Below are 14,061 nucleotides of genomic sequence, written 5' to 3'. Positions count from 1 at the left end.
AGCCATCTTGTTCCCTGAGATAAGCTTCCAGGTCCGTATAACCGCCAACGTACTCCTGACCATGAAAAATCTGGGGTACCGTTTCCACTTCCTTGCCGACGGTCTTAGACAGGTCAGCCTTACTGATCCCCTCTTCGTAGATATCAACGTATTTGAAAGGCAAACCTTTCATCTCCAGCAGCTGTTTGGCTCGTACACAGAATCCACAGCCAGGACGCCCAAACACAGTAAACCGATCCATTATTTATGCTCCATCAGGTTCATAGGAAAGCACCAGCTGGTGCAGATAAGTATTGAAGCAGGCACTATAAATGCTATTCGGCTGATAAATGCAGCCTGCTGTGCACAGAAATCACCTCTCTCAAACGTTGCCGAGCCTGCTTTTCTCCGGAAAAATTGCAGGCTGCAACCACCTGATGCCAAGGTTGATTCTGGATCACTCGAGTGACCAGCAGCCTTGCATCCGCAGCATCTATATCACCCGCCCCAAGTATTCGAAAGGTCACTCTTTTGATGACATCAATGCAATTCTCATATTGTCTCTGCCCCTCTGTAAAGGAAACCAGCTCACGCTGATTATCGCCGGACAAAGCATATTCATCACTGCCCCTGATTATCGGTGCCATCATGGCAAAGATGGTGGCAACCACCTCAAAATCAAGCCCTTTAAGTTCATCCATCAATAACCACCGCAGCTGAGCAAGGCATTTCTTATGGGCCTGATCAACCAGGCGTTGCGCTGTGCGCGATAATGGCTTGAGCATCATGGCAGAATGGGTACCACTGGCGGCGTCTCTGGACAAACCAACCCGCACGGGCACATAGCAAGAGTCGCCCCAGAACTTCAGAAGGTCATCGGTGGCACCAAACAGGGTGCCCAGGTAATCAATATGCTTGTTTGCAGCATCCTGTTGGAGTTTATCCAGCAGCATTTTGCCCAGCCCTGTTCTCTGGCAATCAGGATGAACCGCTATTCTGATGACCCGGAGTCCTTTCAGGAAGATAGCTTCCGGTAAGCCCAGGTGATTACTCAGCGATTGCGGCAGCAAATGCCCGCGAACCCTGCGCCTGCCCAGCCAGATATCATCGGCCAGTGCCGGGTCAATCCCCCCTTCTCTGGCTGCCAGAAGCACGGCGATCAACCGTTGCCGTCGATCAAAAAGACCGTAGACCTCCATGTTCCCACCATCCAGCAGATGGCGAAGGTCAAATGGCCGGGTCTGATAATGAGCGAGAACCAGCAAACCAAACAGCTGAGTTAACAAGTCTTCATTGAGCAGTAATTCTTCAGATGATATTTGCCTGAAAGTGCACTGCTGCGAATGGATACTGTCCGGCTTATCAATGGCAGCGGGCACTGCATTGAGCAGCAGCGCCCTGAAGACAAACTCTTCCAGGGGATCATCCAGCTGCCAGCGAATCGGCTCGGCCATTCTCAGCTCGTGCCACTGTGGTGTTTTGCTATCCAGAACTTTCCTGAAGCGTATGGCAAAACCCCGTCCGGTTCCTTCGTAACCGTGAATGGTTGTAGCATAGACAATCCGACTGTAGTGAGTCAGCATTTTTTCCAGCAAGGGCGTGGGAATGGCAGCGGCCTCATCAACCAGCAATAACTGGGTTGCGGGCAGTGTCTGAACCAGATCGTCCGGAGGGATAAACTGAAGTCTGCCTGAAAGACCGGCATGAGCCTCACCCAGCACTTTCCCGGCATGGTGAAAGAATACCTCTGCGGTACCTCTTGAGGGTGCGGTTATGATTATCTGCTCAACACCTTCCAGCAACAACTGTGCTGCTGCGATGCCCAGAGCTGCACTTTTACCTCTGCCCCGATCGGCCGTCAGAACCAGCGGGCGACGGCGGTGCCCACGAAACACCTTGTGTATTCCCCGAACCGCCCGCATTTGTGAGCGGGTTTTACAGGGGGCGGTGACCGTCTCGTCCTTGTCACCCGGTGTTTTTTTATCAGGATTTTCAGCCTCCTGAATCCGTAATCCCCCTCCCTGAGTCAAGAGAGATAACTGATTGGAGGCTTTAATCATTTGCGACAAGCGCTGCAAATATCGTCCGGAGATATCCTCAAATTGTTGAGGGTAAACCTGCATCCGGCGATGTTCAGGGTCGTGGAAAAATTGCCATCGGTCCAATGGCGGTATTAACAGTACCAGAATGCCACCGGCACTTAAGGTTCCACTAATGGCACCAAACGCATCGACATCAAAGCCTGCATGGGCATTAAAGATAATGTTCTGATGCTCCCTGCCTAACCGGGACAGACACTGTTTTGCCGCAATAACTTCTGAATTTGAGGCTGCAAGCTCTGGGAAACCTGCTCCAATCAGAAGAACAGACTCCGCCAGGGCTGGAACCATCTCCACCACTTGATCCTTACACCAGTCCGCATCGCCTGCACATACAAGCAAACGCCGGTGCCCGAACAACCTGGCGGCTGATTTTAGTGATAGAACAAGTTCACCAGCGGTAGAAATGGTCTGTTTACTCATGGATATCAGGAAGCCTCAGACCCGGTTTTCACCGACATGCCACCCTCTTTCACAACATACGCTTTGTTGATAATAACGGAGTCAACGGGTACATCACCGTGTGGGCCACGATAACCCGTCTTCACTCTGGCAATACTGTCTACCACATCCATGCCTTTGATGACATGGCCAAAAACGGCATAACCCGGCTTATAAGGCTTACCATTGAGAAATTCATTGTCTTTGAGATTAATGAAAAACTGGGAGGTCGCACTATCAGCGATCTGGGTTCTGGCCATGGCAATAGAGCCACGACTGTTTTCCAGACGCTGATTCAGCAGAGACTCATTTTTGATCGGAGCGCGGGTGGCCCGCTGACTCATATCTGCGGCAAAGCCTCCCCCCTGAATCATGAAGTTATTAATCACCCGGTGGAATACCAGGCCGTTGTAGAAGCCACTTTCAACATACTCGATAAAGTTGTTGACGGTGACAGGAGCCTCTTCGGGTGCCAACATCAAAACAATATCTCCTTTGCTGGTTTCCAGAACCACCTGAAACGCTTCGACCTTCTTCTCTGCGGCTTCAGCTGACTCTGTCGCTGCACCATACGCCAGGGTAGTCAGAAAAAGCATGGTGCTTCCCAACAGCCAGTTTCGCATCAAACGCATCTATTCTCTCCAAAGCAGAAAAAGTTAAAACCACTTTATGCAATACAAACGGATAGACAGTAAAGACTCTGAAGGAAGAAAAAAAGCCTATTCAGCATCATAGTATTTTCGACAGAGAAAAAAGCAAAAGAAATGCGCGAGGGCTTGCAAATAGTGTTTTTTAGGGTAATATACCCTGCGCCTGAAGGGGCATTTCACCCTTCTTGTGTCGGAGCGTAGCGCAGCCTGGTAGCGCACCACAATGGGGTTGTGGGGGTCGGAGGTTCAAATCCTCTCGCTCCGACCAGACATTTTTTACCTCAATTTTCTAACCCTCTTTGAAAACCTATTCCATCAGTTTTCACGATTAGCCAACAAGCAAACTTAAATCAGAAAATCCGGTTTCTACCCTTTCTATACCATCAAAGTTCTTCATCAAATAAATCTTCAGGATCAACCTGAAGGATTAAACGAACACCCCCAATCGATCATGCCGCACTTTCAATAAAAGGATTTAACAGACTTGGATTGGTCGTGCTTAATCAATCGAAGAGAGAAGCGGTAGAGTTTGAATAATGCCACTCGTCTAGCAACGAGTGGCATTTGTGCCAGGAAGGGTTTTTATTGCAAGCAATAGCAAATCACTTATCGGAAAGTGCTGCCTTCGGTGTTTCAGAATTTTCGTAAATCAACAGCGGCTCAGAGTCACCATTGATAACCGAAGCATCAATCACCACCTTGGAAATGCTCTTGTCGGAAGGTATTTCATACATTGAGTCAAGCAGTACCGCCTCCAGTATCGAGCGCAAGCCCCGAGCACCGGTTTTGCGCTCCATGGCTTTTTTGGCAACCGCACGCAGAGCTTCCTGTCTGAAATCCACTTCCACCTCTTCCATATCGAAGAGCTTGCTGTACTGCTTGGTCAGTGCATTCTTGGGCTCAACAAGGATGCGCACCAGCGCTTCTTCATCCAGCTCTTCAAGCGTTGCAATAACAGGCAGACGGCCAACAAACTCAGGGATAAGGCCGAATTTCACCAGATCTTCCGGCTCAACTTCTTTAAAGGTTTCACCCAGATCCTTTTTGTCATCCTTACTGCTGACTTGTGCAGAGAAGCCAATACCAGACTTGTCAGTACGACCACGAATCACTTTATCCAAACCGGCGAAAGCACCGCCACAGATAAAGAGAATATTGGAAGTATCAACCTGCAGAAACTCCTGCTGCGGATGCTTGCGCCCACCCTGAGGCGGTACCGATGCAACCGTACCCTCAATCAACTTGAGCAGAGCCTGCTGAACACCCTCACCGGAAACGTCACGGGTAATGGACGGGTTATCAGACTTACGGGAAATCTTGTCAATTTCATCAATGTAGACAATACCCATCTGGGCTTTTTCTACATCGTAATCGCACTTCTGCAGCAGTTTCTGAATGATATTTTCAACGTCTTCACCAACATAACCTGCTTCCGTCAGGGTCGTGGCGTCAGCAATGGTGAATGGTACGTTGAGCATACGCGCCAGCGTTTCAGCAAGCAACGTCTTACCACTTCCGGTGGGACCAATCAGCAGGATATTACTTTTACCCAGCTCGACTTCATCTTTCTTTTTGTCGCCCTTGGCATCGCCAAAACGCAGACGCTTATAGTGGTTGTACACCGCTACGGATAAGACTTTCTTGGCCCGGGGCTGGCCAATTACGTACTCGTCGAGAGTTTCCTTGATCTCGCGAGGGATTGGCAGCTTATCTGAAGACTCTTCGCCACTGCTGTCCTGAATTTCTTCACGGATGATGTCGTTGCATAGATCAACACATTCATCACATATGAATACGGAAGGGCCGGCAATCAGCTTGCGCACTTCATGCTGACTCTTTCCGCAGAAAGAGCAGTACAACAACTTGCTGTCTTCACCCTTGCCGCTTGTTTCGTCGGTCATTCGATTACCCTGTTATACGGACAATGCCTGCCCTGCACTCTCCAGTGAAAATAGACAATGAAAATAGACCTGTCAGTCAAACTGATCAAAGCCCATTTCATGATTCACAATTACATGCCTGATAAGATGCAGGCATCGAGGCATGTTTTCAAGTGCTTGATCCGCTTGATACCAGAATTCATGCCCTGACCATCCGGGACCATGCATGTTTCTGGAAAGCTATTTTGATAGAGTCCTCCATACCAAGAGAACCCATCCAATGAGTTAGTGTTCAACGACTTTGGATAAAAATCAACCTGCATGCGCTATAAATAATGAAAATAGCACACTTTACAGAGGCTATTTTCATTGATTGCGGAGCATATCGCCGGAGATCACAAAAGAGCCATCAGCTCAATCGCCCAGCTTATTTTTTGTCTTTATTGCCGTCTTCACCACGACGATTCATGACCTGGTCGATCAGGCCATACTCAACTGCCTCATCGCCATTCATAAAGTTGTCACGGTCAGTATCACGCTCAATGACTTCAAGAGGCTGGCCGGTATGGTGAGCCAGAACATGGTTCAGCTTACTGCGAATGCTCAGAATCTCACGGGCATGAATTTCGATATCTGACGCCTGGCCCTGGAATCCTCCCAGCGGCTGGTGAATCATTACCCTGGAGTGTGGCAGACAATAACGTTTACCAGCAGCACCACCAGCCAGCAACAAAGCACCCATGCTCGCAGCCTGACCAATACACATGGTGGATACATCCGGCTTGATAAACTGCATGGTGTCATAAATAGACATCCCGGCAGTTACCGATCCACCCGGTGAATTAATGTACAGGTGAATATCCTTGTCCGGATTTTCCGATTCAAGGAACAGCAGCTGAGCAACCACCAGATTTGCCATGTGATCTTCAACCTGGCCCACCAGGAAGATCACTCGCTCTTTAAGGAGGCGGGAATAGATATCGTAAGAGCGCTCACCTCTGGCTGATTGTTCAACAACAATAGGTACCAGTCCTGAGTTGGTGATCGCAACGGCGTGCGGGTCTATCAGATTGGACATATCCTGTCTTAACTCCTTGCCAAGTCGAAGAAAAGCGACTGACCTGTCAGTCATATAAACTGAAAGATTAGTCGCTTGCATACCAGATTAAAACGACCAGAGCCGGTAAAACCTTAGCTGCTTGTCAGGGGAACTGGCCAATCAACCAGCAACTCCCCTCGCTCTTCATAAAATGCTCTTCTACAAGCGGTATCAGGCGGACTCTTCCTGCTCTGCCTCTTCAGTTTCAGCTGCACGCTCAGCAGGCTTGATAGCGTCCTGATAGCTGCATGCCAGTTCTGAAACTTGGGCCGCTTCCAGAATAGTATCTACTACCTGCTCTTCCAGAACAACATACTTGATCTGAGACAGCTGCTCATCGTTGCTGTAGTACCAGTCGATAACCTGCTGAGGCTCCTGGTAAGCGGAAGCCATCTCTTCAATCATGGCACGCACACGCTCATCATCAACCTTGACTTCACGCTGCTTAACCACTTCACCAATCAACAGACCCAGGGCAACACGCTTTTTGGCATCAGCTTCAAACAGCTCTGCTGGCAGCTGCTTTGGATCAAAACCACCTTTCATGCCGCCGAACTGCTGTACCGCCTGTTCGCGCATACGGTCGATTTCCTGAGAAGTCAGGGCAGAAGGCACTTCCACCTCATGAATCTTCAACAGGCCATCCATTACCTGATTCTTGACTTTGTTTTTAACTGCCTGACGCAGTTCACGCTCCATATTTCTGGACACTTCCGTACGGAAACCTTCCAGACCACCTTCGCTTACGCCAAAGCGAGCAAAAAACTCGTCATTCAGTTCAGGCAGTGCGGGTGCAGCCACCTTGTGGACCTTGCAGGCAAACTCAACAGACTGACCTGCCAGATCTTTCGCCTGATAATCTTCAGGGAAAGTCAGGGACAGCACTTTCTCTTCACCGGCAGACACTCCCACCAGGCCATCTTCAAAGCCCGGAATCATGCGGCCAGAGCCCAGCTCCAGAGTTGAGTTCTCTGCGCTGCCACCTTCGAAAGCTTCTCCGTCTTTGGTGCCAACATAGTCAAAGGTAATGCGGTCGCCCAGTTCAGCAGCACGCTCAACGTCAGCAAACGTTGTGCTCTGCTTGCGCAGGGTTTCGATCATTTCGTCTACATCAGACTCCTGAACCTCAGCAATCGGACGCTCAACAACAATGCCGCTGAAATCATTCAGAGCAATTTCAGGGTAGACTTCAAAGGTAGCAACAAAGGTAAATCCTTCGTCGTTATCAGACAGGGCTTCAACAGATGGCGCACCGGCAGGGTTCAGATCCTGCTCCTGAATAGCCTCAATGAAGGAAGACTGCATCATCTCGCCGAGCACTTCCTGTCTGGCACCGGCACCGTAACGACGCTTGACCACTTTCATTGGAACCTTGCCGGGGCGGAAGCCATCCAGACGAACACGTCGGGACAGGTCCTGCAGACGCTTATTCACTTCACCATCAATATCAGCAAACGGGATAGTGATAGTCAGCTTGCGCTCAATACCGGAAGTCATTTCAAGGGAGACTTGCATTTTTGTTCCTCAACACCAAAACCTGTGTAAACAATGGGCCAAAAGGCGAATAGACTAGCAAATGCTTCCGGAAAATGCACAAACACGGTCTGTCACACTGGATCCGGGCAAGGTAAAGGAACACTTTTTATTAAAACATTCCCGTTCCCTACAGGATTTGCACCACTCTCACTTCTCAACGGTATAAACCAACGAACAAAGCAGACTTTGCCTGAAAAAGCGTATTTAAAAGACCCAAAACACAGCAGCCCTGGCTCAGCTTTTCCCATCTGCATTATTCATATACGTTTCCCCGAAGCTAAGGACTAGTGGGTCCATCCCCCCCCATCAGGGCAGTTTCTTTGGATGAAACATACAAAAACGGGGATAAGCATACTTATCCCCGTTAATGACTGGTGCGGAAGGAGAGACTCGAACTCTCACACCTTGCGGCACTGGAACCTAAATCCAGCGTGTCTACCAATTCCACCACTTCCGCTCACAGTGCTTCCACGAAGCACGCAAAACACTGTATTTTTCAGGCCGCCCGAAACACCAGGACAACCGTTAAACTGGGGTGGGCGAAGGGGATCGAACCCTCGACCGCCGGAATCACAATCCGGAGCTCTGCCAACTGAGCTACGCCCACCAGTAACTGTCCGAAAGACTATTCAAATTAAACCAAAGAATCAAGCAAAAGACAGGATAAATGGCCATCTGAAAAATGGCGCACCCGGCAGGATTCGAACCTGCGACCATCCGCTTAGAAGGCGGATGCTCTATCCAACTGAGCTACGGGCGCTTAATCATCTTTTTGACTGGTCGGGGTAGAGAGATTCGAACTCCCGACATCCTGCTCCCAAAGCAGGCGCGCTACCAGACTGCGCTATACCCCGAAATTTTCCAGCTACTTTCAGGAAATCCCGAAAAGTTCCGCTGGTCAACGGCGACGAATACTACTCACAAGCATGGCGCTCGTCAATTGCCATATGCATTTTTTGATCCACATAGCAGTTCAGATAATGCAGGAAACTTCTTCGTCTGAATGACCATACCAATCTGTCTGAAAAAAAACCACCATGCTCACCCTTTATATCGAACAGACTTCATATAGGTTGAACCAGTGGCTTTATCAGCAGGCTGTTGTGTCAACAGAGCCTGAGCACTGTTAAACTAACGGTCATTTTCAATATTCGCCAATCAACCAATATTGTCAGCAACAGGCTTCAGCACATATGACAGCAAAAATTATTGATGGCAAAGCCATTGCCCTGCAACTGACCGACGCCATCGCCGAACAGGTTAAAAAAAGAACTTCACAGGGTCTCAGGGCTCCGGGGCTGGCGGTTATTCTGATTGGCGATGACCCGGCTTCCAAAGTTTATGTCGGCAAGAAAAGACAGGACTGTGAGAGGGTCGGTTTCAAATCCATATCCCACGACCTGCCAGCCTCCACCAGCGAACAGTATCTGCTGGAGTTAATTGACAGCCTCAATGATGACCCGGCCATTGATGGCATTCTTGTACAATTACCCCTGCCTGAACACATCAACTGCGAACTGGTGATTGAACGCATCCGTCCGGATAAAGACGTCGATGGTTTTCATCCTTACAACATTGGCAGACTGGTTCAACGTATCCCACTGTTGCGCCCCTGCACACCAAAAGGTGTGATGACACTGCTGGAAAGCACAGGCCAGCCCATTCGTGGCAAGAATGCCGTTATTGTCGGTGCCTCCAATATCGTGGGTCGCCCAATGACCATGGAACTGTTACTGGCCGGCTGCACAACAACCACCACGCATCGCTTTACCGAGGACCTGGCCGCTGAAGTAGCCCGGGCAGACATTCTGGTGGTTGGCGCAGGCAAGCCCGGACTGGTTAAAGGTGCCTGGGTAAAGCCCGGTGCCGTGGTGATTGATATTGGCATCAACCGTATGGATGATGGCCGACTGGTGGGTGATGTGGAGTTTGATGTTGCCAGAGAAAGAGCCTCATGGATTACTCCGGTTCCCGGTGGTGTTGGCCCAATGACCGTGGCGACACTCCTGGAAAACACACTGTATGCAGCAGATCATCTGCATCACTGAGCCGAGAAAAGAGCGTTCAAGATTAAGACCGGCAGCTTCACTGCCGGCTCCATCTTATGACTTCAGACTGGCCAGACATTCCAGAAAGATTTCATCTTCCCACTCAGTGCAATCAATAAGGTATATGCTACCTGACTCCTCCCACTCATAATCCTGCCCGTTGATTCGAACCTCCAGAATCGGGTGCTCACTGTAAATTAACAGCCTGCCTCCCTGCCTGAGTCGGCTTTCAAGGCGAACACCGCTATCTTTCCAGCACACCACCTGATCAACTATGGCACAGGCTGGCAGAATCTTATCTTCCAGCCCAAGACAGACCAATGACTCTTCAGGATAAAACAGCAGCAGATCTGCCCCATTCTGCCCAAGCCGTATTTCCGGCAGCTCAGAATGGCTGAAACATTGCCGTCGGGTCGGCCAGTATACCAACCATTCACCACTGTCATTTTCCAGGGGTGACGCAGTGATACGCTCAGTAATCGGTTGGTGATCTTCGGCAATATTGAATAAGGCAAGGACTCCCACTGCCCCAATCCGATTGGTCACTTTGAGTAACTTCCCGGAATAGAGAGGGTTTTCAAATAGCTGTTCCCGAGCCACCTTTCCCTGCTGGTCACAGCGAACCACCCGACCATTATTAAACACCAGCTTCATCAGTTGCTCTGCATCAGTCTGCCCAACCGGATCGCTGGTATAAATGGGTCCGCCACTCACCGCCCTGAGCAGCGCATGGGCATCAGAGTCTTCGTGAATGGTCCACCACATATCCCAGTCACCTATAAAAAAGGCATCATGAAACACCGCGTTATAGGCATTCTGCAGTGCATGCTCCTGGAGATTACCGCTTTTCTTTGGGAAAAAATCATCACTATTACGCGCAAGAGCTGATGACGGTCGGTTCCACAGCTGATCGCTGGCCATCCCCATGCAGTTGATCAGTTGTCCGTTAAAATGCAGCCCCGTTGACGCTTCAAGGGCCTGATGCGCTACCCGGGATACTCTTCCGGGAAAATCCCGGTATCTATAGTGGTTGGCAAGATTGCTCTGAACATCGACTTTAATGAAATCAACGCCCTGCCGGGCCAGATAGTCGTGCCAGCCGTGCCAGAAGCGAAATGCATCCCCTTCTGAGGTTGGGGGTAACCTTCTTGATGAATCCAGTTCATCCAAAGGGACAGGAAAGCTGGCTTCGGCATCGATCCCTTCCCACTGCCCGGTCAGAGCATGCCACACCCCCATCCAGGGAATACCGTAGTCATCCTGAAGAGTCTGCTTTAAACCGGTAAGTCCAGCCGGAAACTTCTTCCGATCTTCCTTCCAGGACAACAGCCGACGATCTTTCTCTTCCGACCAGCCATCATCCACCAGCATCCATTTTACCGGAACCCTTTTGGAGTAAAACTCCTGAGCTTTTGCAGCAACAGCCTCCTCAGTCACATCAAGATAACAGGCATCCCAACTGCACCAGCCGAGATAGTTAAACACCTCAGGCAAGGTACGCTGCTCTCTTGGTCTGGAATAGTACGATAGATGGTGACGCCCCAACTGCACATTGTTATTGATCAGTGAAAATGGATCTGTACTGACACCATAAATGGCAATCAGGCCCGAAAAATCTCTAACACCCGACTTTGAAGGACCCGCCACCAACTCAATGCCAGCGACGTCCCCACCCTGAAATTCACAGCGAACCTGCTCATCACATACGGCCAACAGATGGTGATACTCTTCCCCCAGACCGTACAGCAAAGACTGTGTTTTCTCTGGCAGATTGTTAAGGGCGCAATCAAAATGCGGCCGCGTCCACCAACTGTTATAAAGATAATGGGCACACAAACCGGAAATATCACCCAGAGAGGCGATATTGATTCTGACGGCGCAACGGGGATGCCAACTGCGCCCCGGCCAACTAACTCCCTTGCTAATCTCAGCATTCAGAGATAACAACAGCTGTCTTCCTTTGGTCTCCAGAGACAACCTGACAGACAGCCAGTCATCGTGAACAAATATCCCCGACTGCTCTGACCATGGCAGAGCATATTCCTCACCATTATCCAAACGGACATAAACAGTGATCCCCTGACATACTGCTGCCTGGTCATAACACAGATTTACCAGCTGGTCTTTTTCACGAAGAGAATACATAACTGCCTCAACTGCATCTTGGAAAGAACAATGTCATCCTTTGCCTACAGTATTTCTCAAAATCGGATATACGGCAGTGAAAATCTAATAAATTGCTTATCCGTGATATAAAACGACAGCCCGATAAGCTGATTAGCACGGAAATTTTGCAAGATGAAAACCGCTGAAAATGTTACCCACGCAAGGAAAACCAACGGAAAGGTAACACCTTTTACCAACAACACACGCCAAAAATCACAAACAGAGCTTTAGAGCGAAGAGCGCCTAAGTCATTCAACCCTGAACAACTGAAGCACAAACAGCGAAAGTACACTACATCAGGCATGTGGAACAAAGTAGAAAACCACGCCGTCAAAAAAATGGCATGCAGTATGCATACCATTTAGCGTTCCATGTCAGCACCCGGTTTAATGGAATAAGCCCTGCTGCCGACATCTTTTGTCTTCGTTACTTTTGTCAGAATCATCCAGGACTCTTCAATGAACAAACCATCACTCAGTAGCATGGAAGCCTATCTCAGACAGATGGGTATGGTGCCCCTTCCCGAAACCCCTGGCGACCTTGAAAAAGAGTACTACCGACAGATTTACCGGGTGCTGCCCAGAGAGCAGGCTTTATCACTCCCAGTCAGGAAAGCCCGCTCAAAAACCTCTATCAAGAAAAGTAAAGAAAAAGACACCCCTGACAGACAGTAAACCAGACCTACTCAGCGTGAGGGACTTCCAATCGTTCACGCTGTCGCTTATGTCGAAACAGGCCATCCAGCGTAAAAATGACCAGTGCGAGCCATATCAAAGCGAAAGTAGCCATCTGCACCACACCCAGCGGCTCATTATAAATTGTCACACCCACCAGAAATGAAATGGATGGTGCCAGATACTGCATGATTCCCAACACAGTCAACGGCAACTTTTGAGCCGCCATATTGAACAACACCAGAGGTATGGTGGTCACAAACCCGGACAGGGCAAGGAGAAGACTGGTATCCGGATCAGAAAAGCGAAAAGCATGCAAATCATTACCCATCAACCACAGGAAATAGAAAGCGGCGGGAGGCATCAACAGCAATGTCTCAATAGCCAGTCCAGAGGTCGCATCGACATTAATCCTTTTCCGGATCAAGCCATAGAACCCGAAACACAAGGCCAGTACAAAAGCGACCCAGAGCAGTTTACCCAGCAAAAACATCTGAATTGATACCGCCGCTGCTGCTATAAACACCGCCAGCATCTGGTATCGGGTCAGACGTTCCCCCAGAAAACAGTAGCCAAAAAAAACGCTGATCAGCGGGTTGATGTAATAACCGAGGCTGGTTTCCAGAATCCTGTCATTGGTCACTCCCCAGATAAAACAGAGCCAGTTTCCAGCAATAAACAGCGACGACAAAACCAACCACCCCAGTATCCGGGGTGACTTTATTATCTCAAGGATCCTTTTCAGTTTACGGCGAAAAGATAAAAAGCAAACCAGCAAAAGTGATGACCAGAAAACCCGATGAGCAAGCACCTCCAAAGGAGACACCTGTTCAACAATCTTGAAATAGATGGGGATCAGCCCCCACAAAGCAAATGCCCCGACGGCAAACGTCAGGCCAGACTGTACTCCTGCGTCTCTCACAAATCCCCCACATCAGACCCATAGCATCCTCGGGATGCCAGGAAAAATAACAGCCCATTCAGATTTTGCATTGTAGAAACAACGAAACCCTAGATAAAACATTAACTGAAGAAGCCTGAACTCATCCAGGCTCCTGGCGAGACAGATCAGTCAAAAACTATACGATTTTTATTTTTATCCAGCATTCTGCTGCCAACATATTTAACCTTATCCAAATCATCAAAGCTCTGATAAGGGCCATGCTGATCACGATGCTTGACAATTTCCATTGCGATGCGGGGTCCAACCCCGAGAAGTCCTTTGTCCAGCTGCTCCATGTTTGCCTGATTCACATTAACTTTCTGATCACCAGACCGGGCTTTCTGGTCAGCCCCAAAGACAGAGATACTGAAAAAAGATGCGCCTAAAAAGACGAGGGTTTTGATATCCATATCAATGACTCCTTAAAAATGATACCTAATCCGCTATTGATAGATTGTCTATAAAACAGCTTTGTTGAATAAACCATCCTTAAGAACATTCAAGGCAATGCCTGAGATAACTGCAAGACAAAAAATCCCGGGCAGA

General features: G+C 49.1%; 11 protein-coding genes and 5 tRNA genes. 3 read left to right on the top strand and 13 right to left on the bottom strand.

Annotation, left to right across the window (positions count from 1 at the left end):
- The 3 genes from ACO6V1_RS12160 to ACO6V1_RS12150 all read right to left on the bottom strand — a co-directional run.
- Positions 1-241 (bottom strand): GrxA family glutaredoxin (locus ACO6V1_RS12160; protein ID WP_422445095.1); only part of this gene is annotated, 241 nt, incomplete at its 3' end.
- 73 nt (positions 242-314) lie between these two features.
- A complete protein-coding gene (locus ACO6V1_RS12155) occupies positions 315-2,501 on the bottom strand; it encodes a tRNA(Met) cytidine acetyltransferase TmcA (RefSeq protein ID WP_422467013.1) in 2,187 nt (728 codons plus the stop codon).
- A gap of 5 nt (positions 2,502-2,506) precedes the next feature.
- Entirely contained in the window at positions 2,507-3,115 is a 609-nt protein-coding gene (locus ACO6V1_RS12150; RefSeq protein WP_422467011.1) for a peptidylprolyl isomerase, read from the bottom strand.
- Between the two features lie 245 nt (positions 3,116-3,360).
- On the opposite strand from ACO6V1_RS12150, the gene ACO6V1_RS12145 reads away from it, so the two are divergent.
- Positions 3,361-3,437: transfer RNA gene (locus ACO6V1_RS12145), tRNA-Pro, on the top strand.
- A 334-nt stretch (positions 3,438-3,771) separates the two neighbouring features.
- On the opposite strand, the gene clpX is transcribed toward ACO6V1_RS12145, so the two are convergent.
- From clpX to ACO6V1_RS12110, 7 genes are all read right to left on the bottom strand, one after another.
- Positions 3,772-5,070, bottom strand: coding sequence for an ATP-dependent Clp protease ATP-binding subunit ClpX (gene clpX / locus ACO6V1_RS12140; protein WP_422445101.1), 1,299 nt, complete (start codon positions 5,068-5,070; stop codon positions 3,772-3,774).
- Between the two features lie 406 nt (positions 5,071-5,476).
- Positions 5,477-6,127 carry an ATP-dependent Clp endopeptidase proteolytic subunit ClpP gene (gene clpP, locus ACO6V1_RS12135; protein ID WP_101747729.1) on the bottom strand — a complete coding sequence of 217 codons (651 nt, stop codon included), beginning with the start codon at positions 6,125-6,127 and terminating at the stop codon, positions 5,477-5,479.
- Between the two features lie 192 nt (positions 6,128-6,319).
- Positions 6,320-7,663 (bottom strand): trigger factor, encoded by a 1,344-nt coding sequence (gene tig, locus ACO6V1_RS12130; protein WP_422445103.1) that lies wholly within the window; start codon positions 7,661-7,663, stop codon positions 6,320-6,322.
- A 393-nt stretch (positions 7,664-8,056) separates the two neighbouring features.
- Positions 8,057-8,141, bottom strand: a tRNA-Leu gene (locus ACO6V1_RS12125).
- 74 nt (positions 8,142-8,215) lie between these two features.
- Positions 8,216-8,291 (bottom strand) — tRNA-His (locus ACO6V1_RS12120).
- Positions 8,292-8,367: 76 nt separating this feature from the next.
- Positions 8,368-8,444: transfer RNA gene (locus ACO6V1_RS12115), tRNA-Arg, on the bottom strand.
- A gap of 17 nt (positions 8,445-8,461) precedes the next feature.
- A tRNA-Pro gene (locus tag ACO6V1_RS12110) sits at positions 8,462-8,538 on the bottom strand.
- A 339-nt stretch (positions 8,539-8,877) separates the two neighbouring features.
- Between ACO6V1_RS12110 and folD the strand changes: the two genes are divergently transcribed.
- Positions 8,878-9,732 carry a bifunctional methylenetetrahydrofolate dehydrogenase/methenyltetrahydrofolate cyclohydrolase FolD gene (folD, locus tag ACO6V1_RS12105; protein ID WP_422467009.1) on the top strand — a complete coding sequence of 285 codons (855 nt, stop codon included), beginning with the start codon at positions 8,878-8,880 and terminating at the stop codon, positions 9,730-9,732.
- A 54-nt stretch (positions 9,733-9,786) separates the two neighbouring features.
- On the opposite strand, the gene ACO6V1_RS12100 is transcribed toward folD, so the two are convergent.
- Positions 9,787-11,877: a Sip1-related alpha-galactosidase gene (locus ACO6V1_RS12100; RefSeq protein ID WP_422467007.1), complete on the bottom strand. Its 2,091-nt coding sequence runs from the start codon at positions 11,875-11,877 to the stop codon at positions 9,787-9,789.
- A gap of 479 nt (positions 11,878-12,356) precedes the next feature.
- Between ACO6V1_RS12100 and ACO6V1_RS12095 the strand changes: the two genes are divergently transcribed.
- A complete protein-coding gene (locus ACO6V1_RS12095; protein ID WP_146000056.1) occupies positions 12,357-12,572 on the top strand; it encodes a hypothetical protein in 216 nt (71 codons plus the stop codon).
- Positions 12,573-12,579: 7 nt separating this feature from the next.
- Here the strand turns inward: ACO6V1_RS12095 and rarD are convergent, their stop codons facing one another.
- Both rarD and ACO6V1_RS12085 read right to left on the bottom strand, forming a co-directional pair.
- On the bottom strand, positions 12,580-13,494 hold the full coding sequence (gene rarD / locus ACO6V1_RS12090) for an EamA family transporter RarD (protein ID WP_422467005.1): 915 nt from the start codon (positions 13,492-13,494) through the stop codon (positions 12,580-12,582).
- 146 nt (positions 13,495-13,640) lie between these two features.
- Positions 13,641-13,925 (bottom strand): ComEA family DNA-binding protein, encoded by a 285-nt coding sequence (locus tag ACO6V1_RS12085; protein WP_269674461.1) that lies wholly within the window; start codon positions 13,923-13,925, stop codon positions 13,641-13,643.
- Between the last annotated feature and the right edge of the window lie 136 nt (positions 13,926-14,061).

Origin of the sequence: Endozoicomonas sp. ALC013, assembly GCF_049310205.1 — a bacterium.
Lineage (GTDB): Bacteria > Pseudomonadota > Gammaproteobacteria > Pseudomonadales > Endozoicomonadaceae > Endozoicomonas.
The sequence above is the reverse complement of the archived record's forward strand: the minus strand, read 5'-3'. Positions and strand labels throughout refer to the sequence as shown.

What these genes read in the sequence shown, in the direction of transcription:
- ACO6V1_RS12155 (WP_422467013.1), bottom strand. Translation starts at nt 2,501, where the DNA reads ATGAGTAAACAGACCATTTCTACCGCTGGTGAACTTGTTCTATCACTA.
- ACO6V1_RS12150 (WP_422467011.1), bottom strand. Translation starts at nt 3,115, where the DNA reads ATGCTTTTTCTGACTACCCTGGCGTATGGTGCAGCGACAGAGTCAGCT.
- clpX (WP_422445101.1), bottom strand. Translation starts at nt 5,070, where the DNA reads ATGACCGACGAAACAAGCGGCAAGGGTGAAGACAGCAAGTTGTTGTAC.
- clpP (WP_101747729.1), bottom strand. Translation starts at nt 6,127, where the DNA reads ATGTCCAATCTGATAGACCCGCACGCCGTTGCGATCACCAACTCAGGA.
- tig (WP_422445103.1), bottom strand. Translation starts at nt 7,663, where the DNA reads ATGCAAGTCTCCCTTGAAATGACTTCCGGTATTGAGCGCAAGCTGACT.
- folD (WP_422467009.1), top strand. Translation starts at nt 8,878, where the DNA reads ATGACAGCAAAAATTATTGATGGCAAAGCCATTGCCCTGCAACTGACC.
- ACO6V1_RS12100 (WP_422467007.1), bottom strand. Translation starts at nt 11,877, where the DNA reads ATGTATTCTCTTCGTGAAAAAGACCAGCTGGTAAATCTGTGTTATGAC.
- ACO6V1_RS12095 (WP_146000056.1), top strand. Translation starts at nt 12,357, where the DNA reads ATGAACAAACCATCACTCAGTAGCATGGAAGCCTATCTCAGACAGATG.
- ACO6V1_RS12085 (WP_269674461.1), bottom strand. Translation starts at nt 13,925, where the DNA reads ATGGATATCAAAACCCTCGTCTTTTTAGGCGCATCTTTTTTCAGTATC.